Here is a 26,811-nt window from a genome sequence, read left to right as displayed (position 1 = left end):
GGCCTGTGCATTGAAATCGGGGGATCCGTCAGTGAAGAGGAGGGCAATGACCGGCACAACCGGCCACGACGCCGACGATTCGATCGATGCGATCACCGATGCGCTGCTGACGGCGTCCCGGCTGCTGGTGGCGATATCGGCGCGCTCCATTGCCGATGTCGACGAGACGCTGACGATTCCGCAGTTCCGGACGTTGGTCATCCTGAGTAACCGCGGGCCGGTGAAGCTTGCGACACTGGCGGGCCTTCTCGACGTACAACCCTCCACCACGGGCCGGATGGTGGAGCGGCTCGTAGCCGCGGGGCTGCTCGATCGGCGGCAGAATCCGGATTCGCGGCGGGAACTGGTGGTGGATCTCACCGCGAGGGGGCGTGAGGTGGTCACCGCCGTCACGGCCGTCCGGCGCACCGCGCTCGCCGACGTCGTGGCGCAGATGCCCCGCGCCGACCGGCACGGACTGGTCCGCGCACTGTCGGCATTCACCCGGGCCGGTGGCGAACCGGCGGCGTCATCGCATCCGGACACGATAGACAGGGGATGACTGAGTGCGATTGCCGTACAAGGTATTGACCATGGGCATCGCGGTCGGAGTTGGAGTCGGCGGATGCTCGATGGACGCGCCCGCGGACCCGGCGGAGCGGGGCGAGAACGGCTCTGCCACCGCCACCGCGGTGCGCGGCGGTGAACTGAACGCACTAACCGCCCGTGGGGTGGTGGAGGCGTTGGACCGGGAGGGTTTTCCGGTGGCGCATCCGGTGGACACCACGAAGTACGAATGCCCCGACGCAGGTTGCGATCAGTCCATCGTGACCGACTCTGTGCGGGTCAAGTCCTTTTCCAGTACGGGGCGTGCCCAGAAGTTTGCGGCCCGGCAGGGTCTGTTCCAGGCCGGAACCGTCGTCGTCGCGTTTGCGCCCCCGGTGCCGCCCTCAGAGCGCGCACGCTTTCGGGAACATATCCAGCGGGTGGTGAGCTGAACCGCGCCGGCGCGAGGGCCACCTGGTAGGACTGATGGGTGGAAATGGTGGCCACCGCGCCGGCAACCCTGGGCCCGGCCGAGATCGGCGCCTTCGCCGCGCGCGCCGAACGCCTCGGCTTCGACACCATCCATGTCTCCGAGACCATCCACGACCCGTTCACGGTGGCCGCGTTCGCGCTGCAGGCCACCACCGACATCACCGTGCGCACCAGCATGGCCCTGGCGTTCCCGCGCAGCCCGATGATCACCGCCTACGCGGCGTGGGATCTGGCGCGACTCTCCGGCGGCAGATTCCAGCTGGGCATCGCCTCCCAGGTGCGCGGCAACATCGTCGGACGCTTCTCTACGGCGTGGTCCGAGCCGGTGTCCCGGATGGCCGACTACATTCGCGCCCTGCGGGCGATCTTCCATGCCTTCCAGACCGGCGAGCGGCTCAATTATGTTGGTGCGCACTACACCTTCGACAAGCTGCAGCCCTATTTCAATCCCGGCCCGCTGGATCATCCGGCGCCGGCCATCTGGACCGGCGGCGTCAACGCGCGCATGGTCGCCATGGCCGGCGAGGTGGCCGACGGCTTCGTCTGTCACCCCACCAGCTCCCATCCGACGATCATGCGCACCCAGACGCTGCCTGCGCTGGCCGGTGGATCGCCGCGGGTGATCGCCAATCCGCAGCCGCTGATGGCCGCGACGCGTGAAGAGATCGACGCATTGCGCGACACCCGGCGCAGTGAGCTGGCGTTCCTGTACAGCACGCCCGCCTACCGCCGCCAGCTCGAGCGCATCGGTGTCACCGACCTCGGTGCACTCGAACAGCTGGTGCCCCAAGGTACCTACGACGAGATCCCCGAGGTGCTCGAGCAGTGGTACGCCGGGCTGTGCGACGGGCTGACGATCTCGCTGCCGGCCGGGGACGACGCGGCGCTGGCCGAACTGGTGCGGCAGTGCCGGGTGATTCCCCCACGATGAGGGGCTAGTGCGCCGGGACGTCCCGTGCCGGCATCGCCGCCACCAACGGGGTGTCCACGCCGACCGGCCCGAGGGCTAGCGCACCGCCCGGTGAGCCCAGCGGCGCGTCCCGCCCCGGCAGCACCGTCAGGAAGAACTCCGCATTGTCGGCCAGGTGTGCCCGCTCGTCCTCGGGCAAATCGGTCTCGTACTCGATCGCATCGAGTCGGCACGCAATTCTGCAGGCGCCGCAGTCCACGCACTCGTTCGGATTGATGTACAGCGAACGGGCGCCCTCATAGATGCAGTCCGCGGGACATTCCGCCACACACGACTTGTCCATCACGTCAACGCATGCCGAGCCGATCACGTAGGTCATGCCACGACAGTAAGAAACAAGGCTCCTCGGGCACCGGAGTCCAAGGGCACCGCAGAAAAGGACTTTGGTCCTTTCTCAGCTCAAGAACCGCTGCGCATACCCGGCGAACCGCGCCCGCAGGTCGTCCTCGTCCAGGCCGAACATCTGCGCCGATGTGGCGACCCGGCCCAGCCTGCCGCGGCGGTGACCATCGAGGTACTCGGTGACCGCCGTGCGCACCGGCGCGTCGAAGAGCTCGCCGGCCAGCGTGAACAACCGCTCGGCGGTGCCGAGTTCGTCGGCCATGAAATCGTCGAACCGGATATCGACGGAGCGCTCGGCCGGGATGGTGTCGCGCTGGCGCACACACTCGCCCAGCAGTTTCTCCAGCCGGTTCACCCAGCTCGCTGCGATCCGCGGGACATCCACCCGGTCGCGGTGCATCCGCTCGCTGTAGGTGATCATCGCGATCATCGACAAGGCCACCGGCACCGGATCGCGGTGGGTGAACGCGACGATCACACCGGGGAAGACGGTGTCGAGCACCGCGAGCTGGCCGAGGTGCTGCGGCGATTTCAGCACCCAGCGCCGCCCGCCGCGCAGGAACTGCAACGCCTGCAGTTGGGTGCGCAGATACTCATACGAGCTCGTCTGATCCCGCGACCAGTAGTAGGCGCTCCACCGCGGCACGTCGGCGAGTGTCTCCATCAGCATCGTGGAGAAGTCGTTGGCCAGCAGCTGAATCTCTTCGTGCACATGCTCGGTGGTCATTTCGTGCATCAGCGCGAAGTGCGGCATCAGGGTGTCCATCACCTGCACCGCCATGTCCATCCTGCTCACGCGGGGGTCGGGCGTCAGGCCGGCCTCGGCCGGCAACGGAAACGGCTCGACGCCCTCCCAGTAGGGCAGGCTGCGAAAGGTCGGGGGAGCCGCCAGCAGGTTGTGCAGGTGGGTGGTCCCGGTACGGGGCAGCCCGGCGATGACCACCGGCGCCAGCACCTCGATATCGTGAATCTCGGGATGCCGGGTCAGCAGGTCGGTCAGCAGCAGTCGGTTCTTGAGCCACTGCACCAGTTGTGCGTGGAAGTTGACCACGCCGGGGCCGTGCATGTCGATCTCGCGCAGCTCGGCCACGTACCGGTCCAGTCGTTCGCGGTAGTCGTCGGGCCCGAAGTCGGTGAGGCCGGTGTCGGCCCGCGCTCGGGCATGCAGGACCGCTGAATCCAACGGGAAGTCGGGCGCGATGGAGGCCATCATGTCCCGGATCTGTTGGGCCTCAGCGCTATACCGCGGCTCGGCCAGGTCGTCGAGATGGACGATTCCTGCTGTGGTGTCGGTCACATCGACTTATGTTACTCTGGGTTTCGTAATGACGACAGAGATCGGACGCCCCCGAAATCCGCACATCGACGACGCCGTGCTGCGCGCCACGGTGGAGCTGATCGGTGAGACGGCTTACGCCTACCTCACCGTCGGCGCCATCGCGGTGCGCGCCGGCACCAGCAAGCCGGCCATCTACCGGCGCTGGCCCAGCAAGGCAGCCCTGGTTCATGAGGCGGTCTTCCCGCTCGATGCCAGCACTGAATTGCCGAACACCGGAACGCTGTTCGGAGATATCCGGGAAATGGTGCGCCGCACGCTGGCCGTGTTCGCCACCCCCGCTGCCCGCGCGGCACTACCCGGCCTCGTCGGGGAGATGGCCGCCGACCCGGCACTGCACACCACCCTGCTGGAACGCTTCGGTGACATCATCGTCCGCGGCCTCGGCGAGTATCTGGACGCCGCCGTGGCGCGCGGCGAGATGCGCGCCGATGTCACCGCCACCGACCTTGCCGAATCGATCGCCGGTATCACCTTCGTGGCCCTGCTGGCCCGCGGAGCCGTCCCCGACGATGCGTGGATCGAGCGCACCGCCACCCTGATCGTGAGAGGAATCAGTACATGACACACGAATCGACGACGGCCTGGCGGGAATTGCTCGACACCCTGCGTGACCTGGACCGCTCGTTCCTGGAGGGGGACAAGGCGGTGACCGACGACCGCCACATCGGCGACGGTTACCGGATGCTGGCCACCACGCTGGGCGTCGCGCTGGACACCTACCTGTTCGCCGACCCGAGCCGCCCGCAGTGGTTGGAGGTCAACTCGCCGTGGCGACCGGACCGGCGCTGGGGCGGGGACAACACCGATGCCATCTATTTCATCTGCCCGGTCGACCCGCAGCGGCGCTACCGGATCAGCGGCAACCGCGGTGACAGTGTGTACTTCTCGGTCACCGCGTACAACGAACCGGCACCCGGGGCCTGGTCGGACCGGATCATTGCGGTGTTCCGCGATGAAGACCTGGATTTCGACGCCGACGGGAATTTCAGCTTCGAGTTCGGCCCTGCGCCCGACGCCGCCGTGCTGATGACCCGCGACTATCAGGCCGACCCGCACACGGGTACCGCGGTCACCTGGCACATCGAGGCGCTCGATGCGCCCGAGCCGTTTCGGCACGGCGACACCGAGACGGCCACGGCGCTGCGCGCGAGCGCGGCCTGGATGCGCACCATGTTCGCGATCCTGCCGCTGGCCGTCGGCGCCAAGGTCGCCGACAACCACGAACTCGGTCACGAAACCGCCATGGCGGCAAACGATTTCGCGGCGCCCTACCAGGTGCCGGACGCCAACTTCGGCTGGTCGGCGCGCGATGCCTGCTACGCCTACGGCAGCTTCGACCTCGCCGAGGACGAGGCACTGGTGATCACCCACCGTCCACCCGCCTGCCGGTTCTGGAACCTGGTGGTGTGGAACCAGTTCATGGCGACCCCGGGTGTGCGCGATGCGCGCAGTTCGCTGAACGGCCACACCGCGGTGCCCAATGCCGATGGTTCGGTCACCGTGGTGCTGTCCCGCGGTTCGACGGCACACCCCAATTCGCTGACGACGCTGGACTATCCGCGGGGCAACCTGGCATTCCGCTGGTTCCTCGCCGACGAGGTGCCGGACAAGCCGGTGGTGCAGTTGGTGAAGGCCTCGCAGGCGCCTACCGAGGTGGACTGACCTCGGGCGTCAGACCGAGGTGCTCGCGCAGGGTGGTGCCCTCGTACTCGGCCCGGAACACCCCGCGTTCCTGTAGCAGCGGCACCACCGCATCGACGAACGGATCGAGCCCGGCCGGGGTGACATGCGGTACCAGGATGAAACCGTCACTGGCATCTGCCTGCACCAGCGTGTTGATCTCCTCGGCCACCGTCGCCGGTGAGCCGATGAAGTTCTGCCGGCCGGTCACCTCGATGATGAGCTCACGGCTGCTGAGGTTTTCGGCTTCGGCCTTCGCGCGCCACTCGTCGGCGACGGCGACCGGATCACGGTGCATCCGCACGCTGGCGCGGCCGCGGGCGACGGTGTTCTCCCCGACGACCGGATCGACCGAGGGCAACGGCCCGTCGGGGTCATGGTCGGACAGATCGCGGTTCCACAGCTGCTCCAGGAACTTGATCGCGGTGGCCCCGGAAACTTGAGCCAACCTGACCTCCTGCGCGATATCGGCGGCTTCGGCATCGGTGTCACCGAGCACGAACGTCGCCGCGGGCAGGATCAGCAGTTGATCGTGACGCCGGCCGTAGGCAGCCAGTCGTGCCTTCACATCGGTATAGAACGCCTGCCCCTCGGCGCGCGTCGCGTGCCGGGAGAAAATGGCATCCGCCGCGCGAGCCGCGAACTCGCGGCCGTGATCGGAGTCGCCGGCCTGAAAGATGACCGGCCTGCCCTGCGGGCTGCGCGGCACGTTGAACCGGCCGGAGATGTCGAAATGTTCGTCCCGGTAGGAGAATCTGCCGGCGTCGGCGTCGGACAGGAAGGCGCCGGTGTCCTTGTCGGCCACGATCTCGTCACCGCGCCACGAGTCGAACAAAGTGTGTGCGGCGGCCAGGAAACTCTCGGCACGGGCGTAGCGCTGGTCCTCGGCCAGGAACCCGCCGTGCCGGAAATTCTCCCCGGTGAAGGCATCCCATGAGGTGACGACGTTCCACGCGGCCCGCCCGCCGGACAGGTGATCCAGCGACGCAAACTGCCGGGCCACCTCATAGGGTTCGTTGAACGTCGAGTTGATGGTGCCGGTCAGCCCGAGCCGTTCGGTGACGGCGGCCAGCGCGGCGAGCACGGTGAACGTGTCCGGGCGTCCCACCACATCGAGGTCATAGATCTGCCCACCCTGTTCGCGCAGGCGCAGGCCCTCGGCCAGGAACAGGAAGTCGAACTTGCCGCGCTCGGCGGTCTGCGCGAAATGGGTGAACGAACCGAAGTCGATATGGCTGCCCGAACCCGGGTCGCTCCAGACCGTGGTGTTGTTGACACCGGGGAAGTGTGCGGCGAGATGAATCTGTTTGAGGGGCTTGGTCATCGGAGTGTCCTAAAAGTGGGCGTACCGGTTGGCGGGGCGGGACAGCCCGAACAGGCCGCGCAGGGTGGAGTGCTCATAACCCCTGCGGAACACCCCGCGGCGCTGCAGCTCGGGCACCAGGGCACCGGTGATCTGCTGCAGATCGTGCGGAATGCTGGCCGGCCGCAACCGGAAACCGTCCGCGCCGGCCGCCTGCCACTGCTGCAGCAGGTCAGCCAGCTGCGCCGAAGTTCCGACGAAAACCTCCGCATCACTGATGTATTCGCGGCCCAGCGCCTCATCCAGCTGCGCGCGGTGCGCTGCGGCGGCAGTCGGGGTGTCGGCCAGGAACACCACCAGATCCGGCAGGATGCGCAGCGGGGTGGTGTTGTCGGTGCGCAGCGCGGTGATGGTCTCGATGATGCCGGTGACCTCGTCGCTGCTGTGCGGGGTGATGAACCCGAGATCGGCGCCCGAGGCGATCAACCGGTAAGCGGGATCGCCGTGGCCGAGCGCGGCCACCAGCGGCTGGCCCTGCGGCGGCCGCGGGGTGATCGAGGGGCCCTTGACCGAGAACCAGCGGCCCTGGAAGTCGATGTAGTGCAGCTTGTCCCGATCGATGAACCGGCCGGTGGCGGTATCGCGGATCTCGGCGTCATCCTCCCAGGAGTCCCACAGCCGGCGCACCACCTCGACATGGTCGGCGGCCTCGGCCAGCGCGTCATCGGCCACCTCGCGCCCGAAATGTCCCGCAGACTCGGGATTGGCCGACACCTGCACCCGCACACCCGCCCGCCCGGCGCTGACATAGTCGAGCGTGGCCACCGCCTTGGACAGGTGGAACGGCTCGGTGTGGGTGGTGATGGCGGTGGGGATCAGCCCGATGTGGCGGGTCCTGGGCGCCACCCGCGCCGCGATCTGCACGGCATCGAGCCGACCGCGGACGCGGTCGGTGCGCTGATCGGGTCGCCACGGATGGTCGGACTGCAGCACCAGCCCGTCCTCGATGGTGACGAAGTCCAACAACCCCCGCTCGGCCTCGACGACCAGTTCGGTCCAGTAGGGCGCGGTCAGCAGGTCGGCGGGCCGGGCGTCGGGTTGCCGCCACGACGCCGGATGCCAACCGGTGCCGTCCAGGGCGACGCCGAGGTGCAGGTGTGCCACAGGTCTTCTCACTTTCGCACGCGGTCTCAGGCGACAACGGTCTCCGAGGGCCGGACATTCCGGCAAGAGATGCGCGCAGCCTGATTCGGCCTCAGCCGGCCAACAGCAGGATGAGCTGCAATTGCAGCTCACCGCACAGGAATCCGAGGGCCGCACCCAACACGACGATGATCCATTCGTCGTCCTTGAAGGCCGGCCGCAACAGGTTCTCGTAGGACTGCGAATCCAGATCGTCCATCTTCTCGACCATCACGTTCTCCAGGTCGAGGCGGCTGGCCGCGTACTGCTCGATATACGACGATGTCTCCGGGAGCTTCTCGATGATCGAGTTGGCGATCTGTACCTTCATCTCCTGGTACTGGCGGCCACCGAGCACGTTGACCACCCGGCCGGCGAATCCCATCTGATCGTCGATGGTGCGGCCGATCTCGGTCTGGACGATGTCGAAGAACTTGTCCGACATCGGACCGGTCAGCAGGCTCTCCATGATGGCCTTCGGGGTGAAGATCTCCCGGGCCATCAACGCGGCGTACCCGCGGATGACCTCCTTGCGGCGGGCCTGGAACACGCCCTGCCACTTGATGCCGAGGAACACGTTCTTGCGTTCCAGCGGCCGGAAGATCATCTGCAGCGCCACCCAGTCGGTGAGTCCACCGGTCAGCAGGCCGAACAGCGGCAACGCCAGGTGCCAGCCGGTGACACCGAAGACCAGCATCTGCACCAGGCCGATGATGAAACCGAAGACCAGCCCGGATCTGATCAGGAAGGTGAATGCCGGTCGGCCGATGTCCTCGAAGACGGCGTTCAGGGTGGCCTTGTCGCGCACCAGGTTGGTCACGACCATGTGCTTGATATCGAAGATCTGGTCGACCTGGCCGCGGAACTCCTCGAACATGCCGCGCGCGGCGGACGGGATGCGACCCTCGACATTGCTGACGATGAGGTCCTTCACCTGATCGGGTGTGGCGCGCCAGACCTGTGGCTGAAAGGACATCATCATCGTGTTGACGAGTTCCTCGGCGGCTTCGCGCAGCGGTTCGCCGAGTTCCTTGACCAGTTCGTCCGGGTCGATCTTGTCGAAGAGCTCCTCGGGTTTCAGGATCCCGGAGGTCAGCGAATCGACCGCCACCGCAGCCATTTTCGGTGCACGCCTGGGGATCTGGCCCTGCCAGCCGAAATAGGGCTTGATCCCCTTGAACTCCACGGGGTAGAACATCATCTTCAGTGCGAGGATCTTGGTGATCCAGCCGACGAAGGCCGCGCCGAACGGGATGGTGAAGTACACCCACAACGGATAGGAGAACGCGTTCTCCCAGAAGTCGCTCACTTCGCTGCCTCCCACAACTCTTGACCGAGATCGCTGATGCGCACGGTGCGCCGGACCACCCGAGCGGATCGGACACCGCGTCGCGCGGTGGCCATGGCGACGTTCACCGCAGAGTCGGTCAGCAACATTTCGTACTCGTCGTACATGGACGAGGCTTCCGGGCCCAGTCGCACCAGGCCGAGTCGCAGCAGCCGGCTCAGATACAGCGGGGTGTGACGCGGCAGCGACACCCCGGCGGAACGGCCCACCGTCGAGGCGTTCTTGAGCGCGTAGACGGCGCTGCCTCCGGTTCCCGGTTCGGCCACGTGGATGACGGGATAGGCGGAGCCGTCGGAGAGGGCGGCCAGAATCCGTGCCTCATCGGGCACCAGCGCCTGCAGCAGAGCCAGATAGAGCACGTCGCGGCTCGTGTCGGGGCTGGTGTACATCGACCGGTCCAGCAAGGTGCGCAGCAGCTGATTCGGGGTGAGGGTTTGTTCGTCCTCCCCGGAGGTCACCGCGGCGGGCGGATCGAGGTCGGTGAGGTGCCTGCGCATCACCCGCACCACCGCGCGCTCGGCGTCGGCGAGCAGTGGCAGTACGTCACCGGCGAGCGGAGCCCGCTTGGCGACGCCGCCGAGCAGGGACAGCCCCCCGCCGATCAGGCCCTCCAGGTCCACGGAACCCCTCAGTGTCGGTCATCAGCAACTATGGGTAGCACCCTAGTTACCCGCACTTACGGGCCGTGCACCAATCCCGCGCAACTCACATTCTGTGCGATATGCGCACGTTTTCCATCGATTTGGTCCGTCGTTCGACGGACAGCGCGCCGTTGGTCCGGGGCCGCCGCGGTTGCCGACGGCAAACACGTCAGCAGCGTCAGTCGTTGGGCTCCCAGGTCCAGCCGGTGATGGCGGGATCGTCCTCACCGTGTTCGCGGGTGTAGGCGCGGGCGGCCAGCCGGGCGTCGACCATCTCCTGGCGCAGGCCCGCGGCGTTGCTGCCCAGCCCGTCGACGCGGTCGATGACGTCCATCACCAGATGGAAGCGGTCCAGGTCGTTGAGCATCACCATGTCGAACGGTGTGGTGGTGGTGCCGCGCTCCTTGAAGCCGCGGACGTGCAGCTGGCTGTGGTTGGCGTGCCGGTAGGCCAGCCGGTGGATCAGCCACGGGTATCCGTGGTAGGCGAAGATGATCGGCTTGTCGGTGGTGAACAACGCATCGAACTCGTGATCGGTCATCCCGTGCGGATGCTCGGACTGCGGCTGCAGCCGCATGATGTCCACCACGTTGACCACGCGCACCGACAACCCCGGCAGCTTCCTGCGCAGGATATCGGCCGCCGCAACGGTTTCCAGCGTCGGGACGTCCCCGGCGCAGGCCAGCACCACATCGGGTGCGTCGGTGCCGTGTTCGGAGCCCGCCCATTCCCAGATCCCGGCGCCGCGGGCGCAGTGCGCGACGGCCTCGTCCATGCTCAGGTAGTTCAGCGCCGGCTGCTTACCGGCGACGATGACATTGATGTACTGGCGGCTGCGCAGGCAGTGATCGGCCACCGACAGCAGGCTGTTGGCGTCCGGCGGCAGATACACCCGTACCACCTCGGGCCGCTTGTTGGCGATGTGGTCGATGAAGCCCGGATCCTGGTGCGAGGCCCCATTGTGGTCCTGGCGCCAGACATGCGAGGTCAGAAGATAATTGAGTGACGCGATGGGCCGTCGCCAGGGGAGGGCGTTGGTGCTGGCCAGCCATTTCGCGTGCTGATTTGCCATGGAATCGACGATGTGGACGAAGGCCTCGTAGCAGCTGAAGAACCCGTGCCGGCCGGTCAGCAGATATCCCTCCAGCCAGCCCTGGCAGAGATGCTCGGAGAGCACCTCCATCACCCGGCCGTCCGGCGCCAGGTGCTCGTCATCCTCGGATTGCTCTGCCTGCCAAGCCTTGTCGGTGGCATCAAAGACCGCCGAGAGCCGGTTCGACGCCGTCTCGTCGGGACCCATCAGCCGGAAGTTGTCGGCGTTGCGGGTGATCACATCGCGCAGGAAGGTGCCGAGCACCTTGGTGGCCTCGCCGGTGGAGGCGGCCGGGCTCGGCACTTCGACGGCGTAGTCGGCGATGGAGGGCAGGTCCAGTTCGCGGAGCAGCACACCGCCGTTGGCGTGCGGATTGGCGCTCATCCGCCGGTCGCCGGCGGGCGCGAGTGCCCTCAGGTCCGGGCGCAGCGCGCCGGTGTCATCGAACAAATCCTGGGGGTGGTAGCTCTGCATCCAGGTGCCGAGGGCTTCGAGATGCTCTGCGTTGGTGCGTGTTTCGGACAGTGGCACCTGATGGGAACGCCAGGTGCCCTCGACCTTCTTACCGTCCACCTCGCGGGGCCCGGTCCACCCCTTCGGGGTACGCAGGATGATCATCGGCCACAGTGGCCGGCCGGTCTGGCCGTCCTCGCGGGCGGCGCGCTGGATGGCGGCGATCTGGTCGAACGCGTCATCGAGGGCTGCCGCCAGCTGCCGGTGCACATCGGCGGGATCGTCGCCGGCGACGGTGATCGGTACGTAGCCGTAACCACGCATCAGGGAGTCCAGCTCGTCGGCGGGGATGCGGGCCAGCACGGTGGGGTTGGCGATCTTGTAGCCGTTGAGGTGCAGGACCGGCAGCACCGCTCCGTCGCGCACCGGGTCGAGGAACTTGTTGGAATGCCAGCTCGCGGCCAGTGGGCCGGTCTCGGCTTCCCCGTCGCCGACGACGGCGGCCACCACCAGGTCCGGGTTGTCGAACGCGGCGCCATAGGCGTGCACCAGCGCATAGCCCAGTTCACCGCCCTCGTGGATCGAGCCCGGGGTCTCCGGCGCCACATGGCTGGGGATGCCGCCGGGGAAGGAGAACTGGCGGAACAGCTTCTGCAGGCCCGCGGCGTTCTGGCCGATCCCGGTGTACACCTCGGAGTAGGTGCCCTCCAGGTAGGCGTTGGCCACCAGGCCCGGCCCGCCGTGGCCGGGCCCGGTGATGAAGATGACATCGGCATCGCGCTGGGTGATCACCCGGTTCAGGTGCGCATAGAGGAGGTTGAGGCCCGGGGTGGTGCCCCAGTGCCCGAGCAGTCGGGGTTTGACGTGCTCGGCGACCAACTGCTCCCGCAACAGGGGGTTGTCCAGCAGATAGATCTGCCCGACCGACAGATAGTTGGCTGCCCGCCAGTACGCGTCGAGCAGGGCGACCTCATCGTCGGAGAGCGGTGCAGATTCAGTCGGTGCAGTCATACCTACCGGTCTACCCGTTGTTGGCGGCTTTCACATGTACGGCCCGTACACCCCAGATGTCGTCGCAATACTGCTCGATCGCGCGGTCAGAGGAGAACTTCCCGCTGCGCGCGGCATTGAGGATGGACATCCGCGACCAGGCGTCGCGGTCCTGCCAGGCGGCGCTCACCCGATCCTGGCACTCCACGTAGGAGGCGTAATCGGCGAGCACCAGGAAGGGATCGTCGTGGGTGAGGTTGTCGACCAGTGGCCGGAACACCTCGGTGTCACCGTGGGAGAAGTGCCCACCGGCAATCAGGTCGAGCACGGCACGCAGTTCCGGGTTGGCGGCGACATAGGAGGCCGGGTGGTAGCCGTCGTGCTTGAGCGCCTCGACCTCGTCCACGGTGAGTCCGAACAGGAAGAAGTTCTCCGCGCCGGCCTCCTCGCGGATCTCGACATTGGCGCCGTCCAGGGTGCCGATGGTCAGGGCGCCGTTCATCATGAACTTCATGTTGCCGGTGCCGGAGGCCTCCTTGCCTGCGGTCGAGATCTGCTCGGACAGGTTGGCCGCCGGGTAGATCAGGTGGGCGTTCTGCACGTTGAAGTTCGGCAGGAACACCACCTTCATGTAGCGGTTGACCTCGGGATCGAAATTGATCATGTCGCCGACGGCGGTGATCAGCTTGATGATGCGTTTGGCCAGGAAGTAACCGGGTGCGGCCTTACCGCCGAAGATGAACGCCCGCGGGGCCATGTCGATGCCGGGGTTGTTCTTGATGCGCAGGTACTGGGTGACGATGTTGAGCACGTTGAGGTGCTGGCGCTTGTACTCGTGGATCCGCTTGACCTGGATGTCGAACAGCCAGGTCGGGTCGAGTTGCACGCCCGTTTCGGCGCGGACGAATTCGGCGAGTCGAGCCTTGTTGGCGCGCTTGACATCCCGCCATTCCTGCCGGAAGTCGTCATCCTCGATGAACGCCTCGAGTCCGCGCAGCCGGTCCAGGTGGGTCAGCCAGCCGTCGCCGATCTTGCGATCCAGGAGATCGCGCAGACCCGGGTTGGACAGCGCCACGAACCGGCGCGGTGTCACACCGTTGGTCTTGTTCGAGAAACGCTCGGGCCACAGCTCGTAGAAGTCCTTGAGCACGCTTTCCTTGAGCAGTTCCGAGTGCAGCGCGGCCACACCGTTGATGGCGTGGCTGCCGACCGTGGCGAGGTGGGCCATCCGCACACTCTTGGCGCCGTCCTCGCCGATCAGCGACATCCGGCGCACCCGGTCCTCGTCACCGGGGAAGCGGGCGCGCACCTCGTCGAGGAAACGGTTGTTGATCTCGTAGATGATCTCCAGGTGCCGCGGCAGGCTCTCACCGAAAAGATCCAGTGGCCACTTCTCCAGCGCCTCCGGCAGCAGGGTGTGATTGGTGTAGCCGAAGGTGGCCACGGTGATGGCCCAGGCCAGATCCCATTCGAGGCGCCGTTCGTCGACGAGCAGACGCATCAACTCGGCGACGCCGATCGAGGGATGGGTGTCGTTGAGCTGCAGAGCGAACCGTTCCGGCAGATCGAGCACCGAAGCGTCGGCCAGATCATCCATGATGTGCAGGACATGCTGCAGTGAGCAGGACACGAAGAAGAACTGCTGCAACAGCCGCAACCGTTTGCCGGCGTCCGGCTCGTCATTGGGGTAGAGGACCTTGGTGACGGTCTCGGCGCTGACCTCCTCCTCGACGGCTTTGTAGTAGTCCCCGGTGTTGAAGGCGTCCAGCGCGAACTCCTGCACCGCGCGGGCGCTCCACAGTGTCAGCACGTTGCAGGTCTTGACGCCGTACCCCTGGATCGGGGTGTCGTAGGCGACGCCCTTGACCACCCGGCCGGGCCACCAGCGGATCCGGGCCACGCCGGCGTCGTCGAGGTAGTGCTCGGTGTGTCCCTCCCAGTTCACCAGGTAACTGACATCGGGTTTGGCGATCTCCCAGGGGTTTCCGGCATCCAGCCAGTTGTCGGTCTTTTCCACCTGCCAGCCGTCGTGCAGTTCCTGGTCGAAGATGCCGAACTCGTAGCGGATGCCGTAGCCGATGGCGGGCCGTTCCAGGGTGGCCAGCGAGTCGAGGTAACACGCCGCCAGCCGGCCCAGACCCCCGTTGCCCAGTCCGGGCTCCTCCTCGCAGGCCAGCACCTCGTCAAGGTCCTGCCCCAGCTCGGCGAGTGCGTCCCGCGCGGCAGCCTCGATGCCGAGGTTGAGCAGATTTGCGCCCAGTTGCGGTCCCATCAGGAACTCCGCGGACAGGTAGCAGGTGACCTTGCTGCCCAGGTCGAGCGAGGTCTGGGTGGAGTCAACCCGATTGTCCTGCATGCGGTCCCGCACCGCCAGCGCCAGCGCCCGGTAGTAGTGCTCGGGTCGCAGTGCCGCGGCCGGGCGGCCGATGGAGTACCGCACATGGTCGATGATCGCGCGGCGCAGGGCGTCGGAGGACAGCCCGGTGCGGGCGCGTTCGGCGGCGGGGGAGGGCGCAACAAGATCAGTCATGGAAGGAGTCTGGCAGGGGTTCGTGCACATCGCGCGCGCAACAGGCGTCGGCCGGGTTAACGGATGTGAGACGCTGCCGAGATGTCCGGTGTACCCGAACTCGTCGACGTCCTGCCCCAGCACCGCTTCGATGACGCGGCTCTGGTCCGTTATCTGGGTGACCACGGCATCGACGGCCCGCTGCAGATCCGGCAGTTTCAGGGCGGACAGAGCAACCCGACCTTTCATCTACACAGTGCGAGAGGGGAATTCGTGTTGCGCAAGAAACCGCCCGGTACCCTGCTGCCGCGCGCACACGATGTCGGTAGGGAGTACCGGGTGATGTCCGCGCTGGCCGACAGCGAGGTGCCGGTGCCCCGGATGCGGGCCATGTGCACCGACGAGTCGGTGCTGGGTACGCCGTTCTTCGTGATGGACCACGTGCCGGGCAGGATCTTTCCCGATCGGGTGCTGCGCGATGGCACGCCGGCTGAACGGGCCGCGGTGTACCGCGACCTGGCCCAGGTGCTGGCCCGCTTGCACAAGGTGGACTGGCGGGCGGTCGGGCTCACGGATTTCGGGCGGCCCGACGGCTATCTGGCCCGGCAGGTCGCGCTGTGGACGAGGACCTGGGAGACCGTCAAGGTCGAGGAATGCGTCGAGATGGACCGGCTGGCGGCGTGGCTGCCCGACCATCTGCCCGACGGGGATGACGCGTGCATCGCGCACGGCGACTACCGGCTGGGCAATGTGTTGCTGCACCCCACCGAACCGCGCATCGTCGCGGTGCTGGACTGGGAACTGGCGACCATCGGGCACCCGCTGGCCGACCTGGGCTACGCGGCGATGACCTATCACCTGCCCGGTGACGCGGATCCGCTGATGGGGGTCGCGGGCGAGGATCTGGCCGGCACCGGGATGCCCGGCGAGTCGGAGTTCGTGGCCGAGTATTGCCGGGAAGCCGGCCGGGACGTTCCGGGGGACCTGCCCATCTTTGTGGTGTTCTCGATGTTCCGGCTGGCATCGATCGTGGCCGGGGTGTGGCGGCGCGGGCTGGACGGGAACGCGTCCGACGCGCGTGCGGGCACCGATCTGTTCCGGGACCGCTACCGCGGGCTGGCCGAACGAGCCTGGGCTTTGGCCGGCGGACTGTGACAATCGGCCGTGTGATAGTAAAGTTCTGGCCTGATGAGAATCGGATTCTCCAGAAAGGATAGGCTCCTCTCATGGATGTTCGGCTGACCAGTGAGCAGCAACAATTGCGGGATGCGGCCGCGAAACTGGCCGATGATCTCGGCCCGGGAGCTGTCGGGGAATTGGACGACGCGGACCGTGTTTCCCGGCTGGAGAAGACCGTGGCGGCCACCGGTTGGCGCTCGCTGCGCTCCGACGGCGCCTCCGGCGTGGAGGTGGCGCTGGTCGCCGAGGAGTTCGGCCGCGGACTGGTCGACGTACCGTTTCTCGGCCCGGTGCTGGCCGACGATCTGGGGCACGGAGACGCCACGGTCGTCTTCGGTGGCATCGCACCCGATGCCCGGGGTCTCGGCCGCGGAGTTTGGCTCGACGGCGGCAGCGTCACCACCGCCGACCTCGGTGACGCGAGCCCCGGTGTCGACCTGACCCGATGGGCCGCGCCCGTGTCCGGCGCCGCCGCCGTGGTGGGTGAGATCGATCCCCAGCGGGCCCAGGCGCTGGCGCTGGTGGTGACCGCCGCCGACATCCTCGGCGCGGCCCGCGGGGCGTTCGACCTGGCCTGCGACTACGCCAAGGTGCGCGAGCAGTACGGCAAGGCCATCGGCTCCTACCAGGCGGTGGCGCACCTGCTCGCCGAGAGCCTGGTGCTCATCGAGGGCTCGGTCAGCATCCTGCGCTACGCCGCGTGGGCGGTCGACGAGGAGGAGCCCGGAGTAGCGGCCGAAGCGGCCCGCGTCGCCAAGGTGTACTGCGCGAAGTCCGCGCACACCATCTGTGAGACGTCGATCCAGGTGCACGGCGGGATCGGCAACACCTGGGAGTGCGCGGCCCATGTCCACCTGCGCCGGGTATTGGTGTCCACCGGTCTGTGGCCGGTGTCGTTGAAGGAGATCTCCGTTGGACTTTCGTGACTCCGCAGCCGAACTGGCCTTCCGGGAGCGCCTGCGCGCCTGGCTGACCGAGCAGGCCCCGAACTTTCCGAAGTCGACCGAGGAGTACTGGGCCCGCCAGGGGGAGTGGCACCAATCCCTGCACGCGGCAGGGTTTTTCGGTGCCACCTGGCCCAAGGAATTCGGCGGCCTCGAGTTGCCACCGGTCTACGACGTCATCGTCGACGAGGAACTGGCCCGCGTCGGGGCCCCGCCGCGACCCAGCCTGGGCTACCTGGTGACCGGCCTGGGGCGCCATGCCAGCAAGGAGGTGCAGCAGCGCTTCCTGCCCGGCATGATCGACGGCACCGAGCGCTGGTGCCAGGGTTTCTCCGAGCCGGGCGCCGGGTCGGACCTGGCCTCGCTGACCACCACCGCCACCCTCGATGGTGACGAGTACGTGATCAACGGGCACAAGATCTGGACGAGCTACTCCGACGTGGCCGACTGGTGCCTGCTGCTGGCCCGCACCGACAAGAATGTGAAGCGACACAAGGGCATTTCGGCGTTTCTGGTCAACATGCACCAGCCGGGCATCGAGCAGCGGCCGCTGAAGATGATCAACGGTGTCAGCAACGAGTTCGGCCAGGTGCTCTTCGACGGAGCGCGGGTGCCCGCCGGCCAGATGGTCGGAAACCCCGGCGACGGCTGGGCGCTGGCGATGACGGTCGTCGGTCACGAGCGTGAGCCGTCCACACTCGGATATGCGGCGCGCTACGAGAAGACGGTCAACCAGCTGGCCCGCAAGAGTGCTGCGGCCACCAGTGACGAACTCGCCTGGGCCACCGTGCAGGTGCAGGTGCTGCGCCAGCATGTGCGGCGACGGTTGTCCGAACAGCTCGACGGAATCTCGCACGGGCCGGAAGGCTCCATCGACAAGCTGTTGATGACCTGGGTCGAGCAGTCGGTGGGGCACGCGGTGCTGGCTCAGACCGGCACCACCGACATCGATCTGTTCAACACCTATCTCTACAGCCGGTCCCAGAGTGTCATGGGCGGCACCTCCCAGATCCAGAAGAACATCATCGCGGGCCGAATCCTCAGAATGGCGGTTTGACATGTACGACATGCCCAAGGAGATCCAGGTCGAGGCCGACGGGCCGCTGCGGCTCATCACGCTGAACCGGCCCGAGGAACTCAACGCCGTCAACGACGATCTGCACGTCGGGCTGGCGCGGCTGTGGAGCAGGCTCAGTCTGGACCGCACCGCGCGGGCCGCGGTGATCACCGGTGCGGGCAAAGCGTTTTCGGCCGGCGGTGACTTCAACTACATCAAGCAGATCAGTGAAGATCCGGACTTGCGGGCCAAGACCATTGCCGACGGCCGCGAGATCGTGATCGGCATGGCGCGCTGCCGGGTTCCGGTGATCGCGGCCGTCAACGGACCCGCGGTTGGCCTGGGTTGCAGCGTGGTGGCGCTGTCCGACATCGTCTACATGGCGGAGAAGGCGTTCCTGGCCGACCCGCATGTTCAGGTGGGCCTCGTCGCCGCCGACGGGGGACCGCTGATCTGGCCGATGCAGATGAGCATTCTGCAGGCCAAGGAGTACGCGCTGACCGGCGCGCGCATCCCGGCCGCCAAGGCCGTCGAGCTCGGCCTGGCCAACCACGTGGTCGCCGATCCGCTCGCCGAGGCGATCACGGCCGCCAAGAAAATTCTCGACCTGCCGCAGAAGGCGGTCGAAGCGACCAAGCGCATCCTCAACATCCAGCTCGAGCGTCAGGTGATGATGACGCTCGATTACGCCACCACCGCCGAGGAACTCACCTTCGGGACCGACGAGCTGAAGCAGAACGTGGCGCGGCTGCTGCAGAGCAGCAAGTAGTCACACGGCCTTCAGATAGCGGCGGGTGATGATCCGCTGGGCGAGCCGGGTGACCGGCCCGCCGAGGCGACTCCACCACGTGGCGTGCCGGGCGAACGCCGTCACCTCGGCGTGCACCGTGCCGTCGGCCGGGTCGTAGCGGACCGCGAACAGTTCCTCACCGGTCTCTGGATGTCCGGGCAGGGTGCCGTAGGCGAACCCACGCCGGTCGGTCTCCTCCAGGACGTAGACCACGCGGCACGGTGCCCGCAGCGGCCAGAATCCGACCGTCACCTCGGCGCCGACGGTGGCGACGTCCGCGTCGGCCTCGACCAGCACCCCGGCGCCCCGCTGCATGCCCCAGTGCAGGACGGCGTCGGCGGCGTCCTCGAATCGGGTCCGGCCGTGACCGATGACGGCATGCGCGCGTACGTGCTGATAGCCGTCGGGCAGCGGGCCTTTGGTGGCGCCCACATCGGGGTAGGTCAGATCCACATCCACCACTATCGCAGGTGTGCAATACCGTGGCGGGGTGACGACCGGTGCAGCGCATACAGGCGGTGGATTCAATCCGCCCGACCCCACCGACCGTGGCGGGCCCGACTACGGACGCTTCATCGAGGCGGTACGTACCCTGCAGGACCACGCCCGCGCCGCGGACGCGCCCGACGCGGTGATCACCGAGGCCGCAGAGCTGATCGAGAAGGTGTCGGCGCTACTGGCGCCGTACGAGGCCGACGAATGGCATTCGCCGTCGGGGCGGCGGATGGATCTGCCCAACCGGGGAAACATCATGTCGGTGCCGGTCGATCTCTACGTCACCGAGGACGGGCGCATCGGCGGCACCGCGCAGTTCCGCCGCTATCACCTGGGCCGCAACGGCGCGGTGCACGGCGGAGTGCTCGGACTGCTGTTCGATTCGCTGCTCGGCTTCACCGTAGCCAAGCTGACCAAGAGCATGTATCAGCGCACCGCGCACCTGGGCATCGACTACCGCAAGATCGTGCCGATCGGCAAGGAACTGCAGGTGGACGCCGGGATCGATCGCATCGACGGACGCAAGATCTTCGTCAGCGGCCGGGTGCTCGACGATGGCGTGGTGCTGACCGAGGGTGACGCGCTGTTCGTCCGGCTCAAGCCGGGGCAACCATGAGCGAGCAGAAGCGCGCCTGGGCACGCTGGCGGGACAAGGTGCGCGATCGTCCCGTCGCCGACCTGATCTACCGGATCACCGTCGGTGTGGTCGGCACGCTGGTGCTGGTGGTCGGCATCATCGCCATTCCGTACCCGGGACCGGGCTGGGCCATCGTCTTTCTGGGGCTGGGCATCCTGGCCACCGAGTTCCGCGCCGCGCAGGTGGTGCTGCAACACGCGCGGGTCCGATACGACGCGGTGATGGCCTGGTTCACCCGCCAGCACATCGCGGTCAAGGCGCTCAGCGCGCTGTTCACCGCCGCCGTCGTGGTCGTCACCCTGTGGCTGTTCGGGGCGGTCGGTCTGGTCGCCGGCTGGGTCGGCATCGATTGGGCCTGGCTGAAGAGCCCGATCGGCGTCGGGTCCTAGCTTTCTCGCGCACGTACCCCCGATAACATGGTCGCGATCACACGCCCACATCTGAGTAGGAGATCCACCGATGACCGCCGCCGCCAGTTCCGCCCCCGCAGCCCCGATCCGGGTCGCTGCCGGGACTACCGCAGGGGCGGCGGTGCGCGAGGCGGGTCTGCCGGAGCGGGGCGCCCCGGACGCCATCGTCGTGGTGCGCGACGCCGACGGCCGGTTACGTGACCTGAACTGGGTGCCCGACACCGACGTGGAGGTCGAAGCCGTCGCCGCGGACACCGAGGACGGCCGCAGCGTCATCCGCCACTCGTGCGCGCATGTGCTCGCCCAGGCGGTGCAGGATCTGTTCCCGCAGGCCAAGCTCGGCATCGGCCCGCCGATCACCGACGGCTTCTACTACGACTTCGACGTCGCCGAGCCGTTCACGCCCGAGGATCTGCAGAAGCTGGAGAAGCGGATGCAGAAGATCGTCAAGGACGGCCAGCTGTTCTCCCGCCGCGTCTACGAGTCCAAAGATCAAGCACGCCTTGAACTCGCCGATGAGCCGTTCAAGCTCGAACTGGTCGACGACAAGTCCGGGGACCCGGACGTCATGGAGGTCGGTGGCGACGAGCTGACCGCCTACGACAACCTCAATCCGCGCTCCAAGGAACGGGTCTGGGGCGATCTGTGCCGCGGCCCGCACATCCCGACCACCCGTTTCATCCCGGCGTTCAAGCTGACCCGCAGCAGCGCCGCGTACTGGCGTGGCAACCAGAACAACGCCAGTCTGCAGCGCGTGTACGGCACCGCCTGGGAATCCCAGGAGGCCCTGGACCGCCATCTCGAACTGATCGAGGAGGCCCAGCGCCGCGACCACCGCAAGCTGGGTGTGGAACTGGATCTCTTCAGCTTCCCCGATGAGCTGGGATCCGGTCTGCCGGTGTTCCACCCCAAGGGCGGCATCGTGCGCAAGGAGCTGGAGGACTACTCGCGGCGCAAGCACGAACAGGCCGGCTACCAGTTCGTCAACACCCCGCACATCACCAAGGAGAACCTGTACATCACCTCGGGCCACCTGGAGTGGTACGCGGACGGCATGTTCCCGCCCATGCACATCGACGCCGAATTCGACGAGAACGGTGCGGTGCGCAAACCCGGCCAGGACTACTACCTGAAGCCGATGAACTGCCCCATGCACCACCTGATCTACCGCTCCCGCGGACGGTCGTATCGCGAACTTCCGCTGCGGCTCTTCGAATTCGGCTCGGTGTACCGCTATGAGAAGTCCGGCGTGGTGCACGGCCTGACCCGGGTGCGCGGTATGACCCAGGACGACGCGCACATCTACACCACCCGCGAGCAGATGCGTGAGGAACTCAGCTCGCTGCTGCAGTTCGTGCTCGACCTGCTGTCCGACTACGGGCTCGACGATTTCTATCTGGAGTTGTCGACCAAGGATCCGGAGAAGTACGTCGGCTCCGACGAGGTGTGGGAGGAGGCCACCACCACGCTGCGCGAGGTGGCCGAGGCCTCCGGGCTGGCCCTGGTGCCCGATCCCGGCGGCGCCGCCTTCTACGGACCGAAGATCTCGGTGCAGGTGAAGGACGCGCTGGGCCGGAACTGGCAGATGTCGACGATCCAGCTCGACTTCAACATGCCCGACCGGTTCGAGTTGGAGTACACCGCCGCGGACGGCACCCGGCAGCGGCCGGTGCTGATCCACCGCGCGCTGTTCGGTTCCATCGAGCGATTCTTCGGTGTGCTCACCGAGCACTATGCCGGTGCGTTCCCGGCCTGGCTGGCGCCCGTGCAGGCGGTCGGCGTGCCCGTCGCCGACGCGCACGTGCCCTACCTGGAAGAGGTTGCGGCCCAACTGCGCAGCCGTGGTGTCCGGATCGAGGTGGACTCCAGCGATGACCGGATGGCCAAGAAGATCGTCAACCACACCAATCAGCGGGTGCCGTTCATGCTGCTGGCCGGTGACAAGGATGTCGAGGCGGGGGCAATCTCCTTCCGCTTCGCAGACCGCAGCCAGGTGAACGCGGTGCCGCGCGAAGCGGCCGTCGACGCCATCGTGGACTGGATCGCGCGGCGGGAGAACGCAACCCCCAACGCCGAGCTGTTCAGGGTGGATCCGTGACCGACGCCGAGGGCATCGTCGATACCGGGGTGGGTGACCCCGACCATCTGCAGCGGCTGTGGACTCCGCACCGGATGAGCTATATCGCCGAGTCGCCGATGAAGAAGGGTGCGGGTTCGGCGCAGTCCACCGAACCGTTCACCGATATCCCGGGGATGTCCGACGAAGACGGCCTCATGGTGGCGCGCGGGGAGCTGGTCTACGCGGTGCTCAACCTCTACCCGTACAACCCGGGCCATCTCATGGTGGTGCCCTACCGGCGGGTGTCCGAACTGGAGGACCTCAGCGTCGACGAGACCGCCGAGCTGATGGCGTTCACCCAGAAGGCGATTCGAGTGATCAAGGCAGTCTCGCGACCGCACGGTTTCAATGTCGGCCTCAACCTGGGCACCTCGGCGGGCGGCTCGCTGGCCGAACACCTGCACATGCATGTGGTCCCGCGTTGGGGCGGGGATGCCAACTTCATCACCATCATCGGCGGGTCGAAGATCATCCCGCAGTTGCTCGGGGAGACCCGGCGGCTGCTGGCCGCCGAGTGGGATCGCATGGACGAGGCTGCGCAGTGAGCAACTTCTATCTGATGACGCGGGCGGCCTACACCAAGCTGTCGGGCCCGGTGGCGCGGGCGGCGCTGCGCACCGGACTGACCCCGGACAGCATCACCATCCTGGGCACCGCCGGTTCGGTCGTCGCCGCCCTCACCCTCTACCCGATCGGGCAGTTGTGGTGGGGTTCGGTGGCCGTCTTCTTCTTCGTCCTCGCCGACATGCTCGACGGTGCGATGGCGCGGGAACGTGGCGGCGGCACCCGGTTCGGTGCCGTGTTGGACGCCACCTGTGACCGGCTCAGCGATGGCGCGATCTTCGGCGGACTGGTCTGGTGGGCCGCGTTCGGCGCGCACAGCACCGCACTCGTGGTCGCGACCCTGATCTGCCTGGTGACCTCGCAGGTCATCTCCTATATCAAGGCGCGCGCCGAGGCCAGCGGGCTGCGCGGCGACGGCGGCATCATCGAACGGCCCGAACGGCTCGCCATCGTGCTGACCGGTGCCGGCCTGTCCGGGCTGTTCGGGTGGCCGGTCCTGCTGGATGTGGCCATGTGGGGGCTGGCCGCGGCCAGCCTGGTGACCCTCGCGCAGCGCTTGCATGCCGTGCGCACGTCGCCGGGCGCGATGGACCCGATGCCGCCGCAACCGTCGACCCCGTCTTCCGAAGGGGACGCCGCGTGAGCACGCCGACATCGGGGCTGCCCAAGTTCGGCGGCTTCCGGGTTCCGCTGGGTGGGCAGTTGTCCGATCTCGGATACGCGACGGGCTGGCGCATGGTGCGGGCGATGCCGGAGTTCGCGGCCCGCAACATGTTCGATGCCGGCGCGCTGTACGCGGCGCGCGGCGGGGGACCCGAGCAGTTGCGCAAGAACCTGGGCCGGGTGCTCGGCGTGCCCGCCGCACAGGTGCCGGGCAGTCTGGTGCGCGCCTCGCTGGCCTCCTACGGGCGATACTGGCGCGAGGCGTTCCGGCTGCCGTCGATGAACCATCGGGACGTCGCCGCGCAGGTGCAGGAGCGCATCGAGGGACAGCGGCATGTCGAGGACGCACTGGCGGCCGGCCGCGGTGTGGTGTTCGCGTTGCCGCACAGCGGTAACTGGGACATCGCCGGGGTGTGGCTGACGAACACCTACGGACAGTTCGCCACGGTGGCCGAGCGGCTGAAACCGGAGTCGCTCTACAACCGGTTCGTCGCCTACCGCGAGAGCCTGGGCTTCGAGGTGCTGCCGCTGACCGGGGGAGCGAGGCCGCCCGCGGAGATCCTGGCCGACCGGCTCAACGACAACGGACTGGTGTGCCTGATGTCCGACCGTGACCTGACCCGCTCGGGGGTTCCGGTCGATTTCTTCGGTGAGCAGACCCGGCTGCCGTCGGGGCCGGCGAAGCTGGCGTGTGAGACCGGCGCAGCCCTGCTGCCGGCGCACACCTGGTTCGAAGGTGACGGGTGGGGTCTTCGGCTGCACCCGCCGCTGGACACGTCGTCGGGCGACATCGGCGTCATCACCCAGGCCCTGGCCGATCACTTTGCCGCCGGGATCGCCGACTATCCCGCCGATTGGCACATGCTGCAACCGCAGTGGCTCGCCGACCTTTCTGACGAGCGCCGCGCCCGTCTGGAGCGCTGATGCGTATCGGGATGGTGTGCCCGTACTCGTTCGACGTGCACGGCGGTGTGCAGGCCCATGTGCTGCAACTGGCCGAGGTGTTCCTGGCCGGCGGCCACCACGTCAGCGTGCTGGCCCCGTCCACGGCCGACGCCGGCACGCACCTGCCCGACTACGTGGTGTCCGGCGGGCGGGCCGTCCCCATTCCCTACAACGGATCCGTCGCACGGCTGCGGTTCGGGCCCGCCACCCACCGCAAGGTCAAGAAGTGGCTCATCGGCGGAGATTTCGATGTGCTGCACCTGCACGAGCCGAACGCGCCGAGCGTGTCCATGCTGGCGCTGATGATCGCCGAGGGCCCGATCGTCGCGACCTTCCACACCTCGACCACCAAATCGTTGACGCTGAGCGTGTTTCAGGGCATGCTGCGCCCGCTCAACGAGAAGATCGTCGGCCGTATCGCGGTGTCTGACCTCGCGCGGCGCTGGCAGATGGAGGCCCTGGGCTCCGACGCCGTCGAAATCCCCAACGGCGTCACGGTTTCGGAGTTCGCTTCGGCGCCGACGCTTCAGGGCTACCCGCGGCCGGGGCGCTCGATACTGTTCCTCGGCCGGTTCGACGAGCCGCGCAAGGGGATGGCGGTCCTGCTGGGCGCGCTGCCGCGGCTGGTGGCCGAATTCCCCGACGTCGAGGTGCTGGTGGTCGGCCGCGGCGATGAGCAGGAACTGGCCGAGGAAGCCGGCGAGTGCGCGGCGAACCTGCGGTTCCTCGGGGCCGTCGACGACACCACCAAGGCCTCGGCGCTGCGCAGTGTCGACCTCTACTGCGCCCCCAACACCGGCGGTGAGAGTTTCGGGATCGTGCTGGTGGAGGCGATGGCCGCCGGCACCGCGGTGGTGGCCAGTGATCTCGACGCGTTTCGGCGGGTGCTGAACGACGGCGAAGCCGGCCGACTGGTGCCGGTCGGCGACTCGGATGCGTTGGCCACCAGCCTGATCGAGTTGCTCGGCGATGACCAGGCGCGCAAGCAGTATGTGGCCGCGGCGTCGGAGGCGGTGCAGCGCTACGACTGGTCGGTGGTGGCCGGCGAGATCATGCGGGTGTACGAGACGGTGAGCAGCGTGGGAGCCAAGGTCCAGGTGGCGACGTGAGCTGGATCGTGATCGTGCTGCTGGTCCTCCTCGGCGTCGTGCTGTTGCTGCTCGGCAGCTGGGCCTACTTGACGGCGAACCGGCTGGATCGCCTGCACGTGCGCTACGACCTGTCCTGGCAGGCGCTGGACGGTCTGTTGGCGCGGCGCGCCGTGGTCGCCCGTGCGGTCGCCGTCGACGCCTACGGGCGGGCGCCGGAGGGCAAACGGCTGGCTGCCCTGGCCGATGCCGCCGAACGAGCGCCCCGCGCCATGCGCGAGGCCGCGGAGAACGAGTTGTCGGCCGCGCTGGAGACCGTCGACCCGCTGTCGTTGCCGGTGGCACTGGTTGCCGAACTCGCCGATGCGGAAGCCCGGGTGCTGCTGGCCCGCCGGTTCCACAACGACGCCGTGCGCGACACCCTGGCCTTGCGGGACCGTCCGCTGGTGCGACTGCTGCACCTCGGCGGCACCGCGGCGCTGCCGACGTACTTCGAGATTGCGGAGCGGGCGGGTCCGGCGGCTCGCGATTCCGGTCAGTTCAGCAGGCGGGTCTCGGCCAGGGTCATGCTGCTCGACGAGGACGGCAACGTGCTGTTGTTCTGTGGCTCCGACCCGGCCCGCGTGGGTGCGGGCGCGCGGCGCTGGTGGTTCACCGTCGGCGGTGCGGTGGAGGCCGGGGAAGAGCTCGCCGAGACCGCGGCGCGGGAGCTGGCCGAGGAGACGGGGCTGTCCGTGTCGCCGGCCGAGCTGGTGGGCCCGGTGTGGCGGCGGGAGGCCGTCATCAACTTCAACGGGTCGGTGATGCGCAGCGAGGAACTGTTCTTCGTGCACCGGACCACCCGCTTCGAACCCTCTACCACAGGTCACACCGCCCTGGAGCGTCGCTACATTCACGGTCACCGATGGTGCGATGAGACAATGATCGGCGAGCTGGTCGCCAAGGGGGAAACCGTGTATCCGCTGCAGCTCGGCGAACTACTGGCACAGGCCGGTGAACTGGCCGACGTGCGGGGTGCCGGACCCGGTACGCAGCCTCAGCTGATCCGCTGAG

General features: G+C 67.5%; 26 protein-coding genes. 17 read left to right on the top strand and 9 right to left on the bottom strand.

The genetic code is table 11. From position 1 onward, the window contains the following. The first annotated feature begins 46 nt into the window (after positions 1 to 46). Genes EXE63_RS31600 through EXE63_RS31590 form a run of 3 tightly spaced genes read left to right on the top strand, consistent with a single transcriptional unit; the run spans position 47 to position 1,948 of the window. Positions 47 to 541, top strand: a complete 495-nt coding sequence (locus tag EXE63_RS31600; RefSeq protein WP_168145231.1) for a MarR family winged helix-turn-helix transcriptional regulator — start codon at positions 47 to 49, stop codon at positions 539 to 541. Positions 542 to 572: 31 nt separating this feature from the next. Continuing rightward, positions 573 to 977 carry a hypothetical protein gene (locus tag EXE63_RS31595; RefSeq protein WP_168145230.1) on the top strand — a complete coding sequence of 135 codons (405 nt, stop codon included), beginning with the start codon at positions 573 to 575 and terminating at the stop codon, positions 975 to 977. Between the two features lie 38 nt (positions 978 to 1,015). After that, positions 1,016 to 1,948 (top strand): LLM class flavin-dependent oxidoreductase, encoded by a 933-nt coding sequence (locus EXE63_RS31590; protein WP_436277733.1) that lies wholly within the window; start codon positions 1,016 to 1,018, stop codon positions 1,946 to 1,948. Between the two features lie 4 nt (positions 1,949 to 1,952). On the opposite strand, the gene fdxA is transcribed toward EXE63_RS31590, so the two are convergent. Together fdxA and EXE63_RS31580 are read right to left on the bottom strand one after the other, a co-directional pair. Next, the gene (gene fdxA, locus EXE63_RS31585; RefSeq protein WP_168145229.1) at positions 1,953 to 2,306 is read right to left on the bottom strand and encodes a ferredoxin; all 354 of its coding nucleotides are present in this window, start codon (positions 2,304 to 2,306) and stop codon (positions 1,953 to 1,955) included. Positions 2,307 to 2,381: 75 nt separating this feature from the next. Continuing rightward, the gene (locus EXE63_RS31580; protein WP_234904677.1) at positions 2,382 to 3,542 is read right to left on the bottom strand and encodes a sulfotransferase family protein; all 1,161 of its coding nucleotides are present in this window, start codon (positions 3,540 to 3,542) and stop codon (positions 2,382 to 2,384) included. Positions 3,543 to 3,654: 112 nt separating this feature from the next. On the opposite strand from EXE63_RS31580, the gene EXE63_RS31575 reads away from it, so the two are divergent. Both EXE63_RS31575 and EXE63_RS31570 read left to right on the top strand, forming a co-directional pair. Beyond that, the gene (locus tag EXE63_RS31575; RefSeq protein ID WP_168145228.1) at positions 3,655 to 4,230 is read left to right on the top strand and encodes a TetR/AcrR family transcriptional regulator; all 576 of its coding nucleotides are present in this window, start codon (positions 3,655 to 3,657) and stop codon (positions 4,228 to 4,230) included. Continuing rightward, positions 4,227 to 5,330, top strand: a complete 1,104-nt coding sequence (locus EXE63_RS31570) for a DUF1214 domain-containing protein (RefSeq protein WP_168145227.1) — start codon at positions 4,227 to 4,229, stop codon at positions 5,328 to 5,330. The genes EXE63_RS31575 and EXE63_RS31570 overlap by 4 nt, the downstream gene beginning before the upstream one ends. On the opposite strand, the gene EXE63_RS31565 is transcribed toward EXE63_RS31570, so the two are convergent. The 6 genes from EXE63_RS31565 to EXE63_RS31540 form a co-directional block, all read right to left on the bottom strand. Continuing rightward, the gene (locus EXE63_RS31565; RefSeq protein WP_168145226.1) at positions 5,314 to 6,672 is read right to left on the bottom strand and encodes an NtaA/DmoA family FMN-dependent monooxygenase; all 1,359 of its coding nucleotides are present in this window, start codon (positions 6,670 to 6,672) and stop codon (positions 5,314 to 5,316) included. The genes EXE63_RS31570 and EXE63_RS31565 overlap by 17 nt on opposite strands. Positions 6,673 to 6,681: 9 nt before the next feature. Beyond that, positions 6,682 to 7,815 (bottom strand): LLM class flavin-dependent oxidoreductase, encoded by a 1,134-nt coding sequence (locus EXE63_RS31560; RefSeq protein WP_168145225.1) that lies wholly within the window; start codon positions 7,813 to 7,815, stop codon positions 6,682 to 6,684. Positions 7,816 to 7,906: 91 nt separating this feature from the next. Next, a complete protein-coding gene (locus EXE63_RS31555; RefSeq protein WP_168145224.1) occupies positions 7,907 to 9,142 on the bottom strand; it encodes a DUF445 domain-containing protein in 1,236 nt (411 codons plus the stop codon). After that, positions 9,139 to 9,801 carry an Abi-alpha family protein gene (locus EXE63_RS31550; RefSeq protein ID WP_168145223.1) on the bottom strand — a complete coding sequence of 221 codons (663 nt, stop codon included), beginning with the start codon at positions 9,799 to 9,801 and terminating at the stop codon, positions 9,139 to 9,141. The genes EXE63_RS31555 and EXE63_RS31550 overlap by 4 nt, the downstream gene beginning before the upstream one ends. Positions 9,802 to 10,000: 199 nt before the next feature. Continuing rightward, positions 10,001 to 12,379, bottom strand: coding sequence for a phosphoketolase family protein (locus tag EXE63_RS31545; RefSeq protein WP_168145222.1), 2,379 nt, complete (start codon positions 12,377 to 12,379; stop codon positions 10,001 to 10,003). A 10-nt stretch (positions 12,380 to 12,389) separates the two neighbouring features. Beyond that, positions 12,390 to 14,888 (bottom strand): glycogen/starch/alpha-glucan phosphorylase, encoded by a 2,499-nt coding sequence (locus tag EXE63_RS31540; protein WP_168145221.1) that lies wholly within the window; start codon positions 14,886 to 14,888, stop codon positions 12,390 to 12,392. A gap of 81 nt (positions 14,889 to 14,969) precedes the next feature. Here EXE63_RS31540 and EXE63_RS31535 point away from each other — a divergent pair, with 81 nt between their 5' ends. The 4 genes from EXE63_RS31535 to EXE63_RS31520 all read left to right on the top strand — a co-directional run bounded on the left by EXE63_RS31535 (position 14,970) and on the right by EXE63_RS31520 (position 18,816). Continuing rightward, complete coding sequence (locus EXE63_RS31535) at positions 14,970 to 16,022, top strand: phosphotransferase family protein (RefSeq protein WP_168145220.1); 1,053 nt, start codon at positions 14,970 to 14,972, stop codon at positions 16,020 to 16,022. A gap of 71 nt (positions 16,023 to 16,093) precedes the next feature. Continuing rightward, positions 16,094 to 16,972, top strand: a complete 879-nt coding sequence (locus tag EXE63_RS31530) for an acyl-CoA dehydrogenase family protein (RefSeq protein ID WP_168145219.1) — start codon at positions 16,094 to 16,096, stop codon at positions 16,970 to 16,972. Then, positions 16,959 to 18,047 (top strand): acyl-CoA dehydrogenase family protein, encoded by a 1,089-nt coding sequence (locus tag EXE63_RS31525; protein ID WP_168145218.1) that lies wholly within the window; start codon positions 16,959 to 16,961, stop codon positions 18,045 to 18,047. The genes EXE63_RS31530 and EXE63_RS31525 overlap by 14 nt, the downstream gene beginning before the upstream one ends. A gap of 1 nt (position 18,048) precedes the next feature. Next, entirely contained in the window at positions 18,049 to 18,816 is a 768-nt protein-coding gene (locus EXE63_RS31520) for an enoyl-CoA hydratase/isomerase family protein (RefSeq protein ID WP_168145217.1), read from the top strand. Here the strand turns inward: EXE63_RS31520 and EXE63_RS31515 are convergent, their stop codons facing one another. Further along, positions 18,817 to 19,290: a DUF1990 domain-containing protein gene (locus EXE63_RS31515; protein ID WP_168145216.1), complete on the bottom strand. Its 474-nt coding sequence runs from the start codon at positions 19,288 to 19,290 to the stop codon at positions 18,817 to 18,819. Positions 19,291 to 19,327: 37 nt separating this feature from the next. On the opposite strand from EXE63_RS31515, the gene EXE63_RS31510 reads away from it, so the two are divergent. The 8 genes from EXE63_RS31510 to EXE63_RS31475 all read left to right on the top strand — a co-directional run bounded on the left by EXE63_RS31510 (position 19,328) and on the right by EXE63_RS31475 (position 26,810). Beyond that, positions 19,328 to 19,948, top strand: a complete 621-nt coding sequence (locus EXE63_RS31510) for a PaaI family thioesterase (RefSeq protein ID WP_168145215.1) — start codon at positions 19,328 to 19,330, stop codon at positions 19,946 to 19,948. Next, entirely contained in the window at positions 19,945 to 20,358 is a 414-nt protein-coding gene (locus EXE63_RS31505; RefSeq protein ID WP_168145214.1) for a TIGR02611 family protein, read from the top strand. The genes EXE63_RS31510 and EXE63_RS31505 overlap by 4 nt, the downstream gene beginning before the upstream one ends. A gap of 70 nt (positions 20,359 to 20,428) precedes the next feature. Then, the gene (thrS, locus tag EXE63_RS31500) at positions 20,429 to 22,477 is read left to right on the top strand and encodes a threonine--tRNA ligase (RefSeq protein ID WP_168145213.1); all 2,049 of its coding nucleotides are present in this window, start codon (positions 20,429 to 20,431) and stop codon (positions 22,475 to 22,477) included. Beyond that, a complete protein-coding gene (locus EXE63_RS31495) occupies positions 22,474 to 23,043 on the top strand; it encodes an ATP adenylyltransferase (RefSeq protein ID WP_168145212.1) in 570 nt (189 codons plus the stop codon). The genes thrS and EXE63_RS31495 overlap by 4 nt, the downstream gene beginning before the upstream one ends. Further along, positions 23,040 to 23,705: a phosphatidylinositol phosphate synthase gene (gene pgsA / locus EXE63_RS31490; protein WP_168145211.1), complete on the top strand. Its 666-nt coding sequence runs from the start codon at positions 23,040 to 23,042 to the stop codon at positions 23,703 to 23,705. Before EXE63_RS31495 ends, pgsA begins: the two co-directional genes overlap by 4 nt. A 92-nt stretch (positions 23,706 to 23,797) precedes the next feature. Beyond that, on the top strand, positions 23,798 to 24,649 hold the full coding sequence (locus EXE63_RS31485) for a phosphatidylinositol mannoside acyltransferase (protein WP_234904676.1): 852 nt from the start codon (positions 23,798 to 23,800) through the stop codon (positions 24,647 to 24,649). Next, positions 24,649 to 25,779 (top strand): glycosyltransferase family 4 protein, encoded by a 1,131-nt coding sequence (locus EXE63_RS31480; protein ID WP_168145210.1) that lies wholly within the window; start codon positions 24,649 to 24,651, stop codon positions 25,777 to 25,779. Before EXE63_RS31485 ends, EXE63_RS31480 begins: the two co-directional genes overlap by 1 nt. After that, positions 25,776 to 26,810: an NUDIX hydrolase gene (locus EXE63_RS31475; protein WP_168145209.1), complete on the top strand. Its 1,035-nt coding sequence runs from the start codon at positions 25,776 to 25,778 to the stop codon at positions 26,808 to 26,810. The genes EXE63_RS31480 and EXE63_RS31475 overlap by 4 nt, the downstream gene beginning before the upstream one ends. Position 26,811 lies beyond the last annotated feature (1 nt).

The organism is Mycolicibacterium frederiksbergense, assembly GCF_012223425.1.
Classification (GTDB): Bacteria; Actinomycetota; Actinomycetes; order Mycobacteriales; family Mycobacteriaceae; genus Mycobacterium; species Mycobacterium frederiksbergense.
The sequence above is the reverse complement of the archived record's forward strand: the minus strand, read 5'-3'. Positions and strand labels throughout refer to the sequence as shown.

What these genes read in the sequence shown, in the direction of transcription:
- EXE63_RS31575 (WP_168145228.1), top strand. Translation starts at nt 3,655, where the DNA reads ATGACGACAGAGATCGGACGCCCCCGAAATCCGCACATCGACGACGCC.
- EXE63_RS31545 (WP_168145222.1), bottom strand. Translation starts at nt 12,379, where the DNA reads ATGACTGCACCGACTGAATCTGCACCGCTCTCCGACGATGAGGTCGCC.
- thrS (WP_168145213.1), top strand. Translation starts at nt 20,429, where the DNA reads ATGACCGCCGCCGCCAGTTCCGCCCCCGCAGCCCCGATCCGGGTCGCT.
- fdxA (WP_168145229.1), bottom strand. Translation starts at nt 2,306, where the DNA reads ATGACCTACGTGATCGGCTCGGCATGCGTTGACGTGATGGACAAGTCG.
- EXE63_RS31570 (WP_168145227.1), top strand. Translation starts at nt 4,227, where the DNA reads ATGACACACGAATCGACGACGGCCTGGCGGGAATTGCTCGACACCCTG.
- EXE63_RS31565 (WP_168145226.1), bottom strand. Translation starts at nt 6,672, where the DNA reads ATGACCAAGCCCCTCAAACAGATTCATCTCGCCGCACACTTCCCCGGT.
- EXE63_RS31540 (WP_168145221.1), bottom strand. Translation starts at nt 14,888, where the DNA reads ATGACTGATCTTGTTGCGCCCTCCCCCGCCGCCGAACGCGCCCGCACC.
- EXE63_RS31480 (WP_168145210.1), top strand. Translation starts at nt 24,649, where the DNA reads ATGCGTATCGGGATGGTGTGCCCGTACTCGTTCGACGTGCACGGCGGT.
- EXE63_RS31520 (WP_168145217.1), top strand. Translation starts at nt 18,049, where the DNA reads ATGTACGACATGCCCAAGGAGATCCAGGTCGAGGCCGACGGGCCGCTG.
- EXE63_RS31530 (WP_168145219.1), top strand. Translation starts at nt 16,094, where the DNA reads ATGGATGTTCGGCTGACCAGTGAGCAGCAACAATTGCGGGATGCGGCC.
- EXE63_RS31535 (WP_168145220.1), top strand. Translation starts at nt 14,970, where the DNA reads ATGTCCGGTGTACCCGAACTCGTCGACGTCCTGCCCCAGCACCGCTTC.
- EXE63_RS31485 (WP_234904676.1), top strand. Translation starts at nt 23,798, where the DNA reads ATGGTGCGGGCGATGCCGGAGTTCGCGGCCCGCAACATGTTCGATGCC.
- EXE63_RS31595 (WP_168145230.1), top strand. Translation starts at nt 573, where the DNA reads ATGGGCATCGCGGTCGGAGTTGGAGTCGGCGGATGCTCGATGGACGCG.
- EXE63_RS31580 (WP_234904677.1), bottom strand. Translation starts at nt 3,542, where the DNA reads ATGATGGCCTCCATCGCGCCCGACTTCCCGTTGGATTCAGCGGTCCTG.
- EXE63_RS31600 (WP_168145231.1), top strand. Translation starts at nt 47, where the DNA reads ATGACCGGCACAACCGGCCACGACGCCGACGATTCGATCGATGCGATC.
- EXE63_RS31505 (WP_168145214.1), top strand. Translation starts at nt 19,945, where the DNA reads ATGAGCGAGCAGAAGCGCGCCTGGGCACGCTGGCGGGACAAGGTGCGC.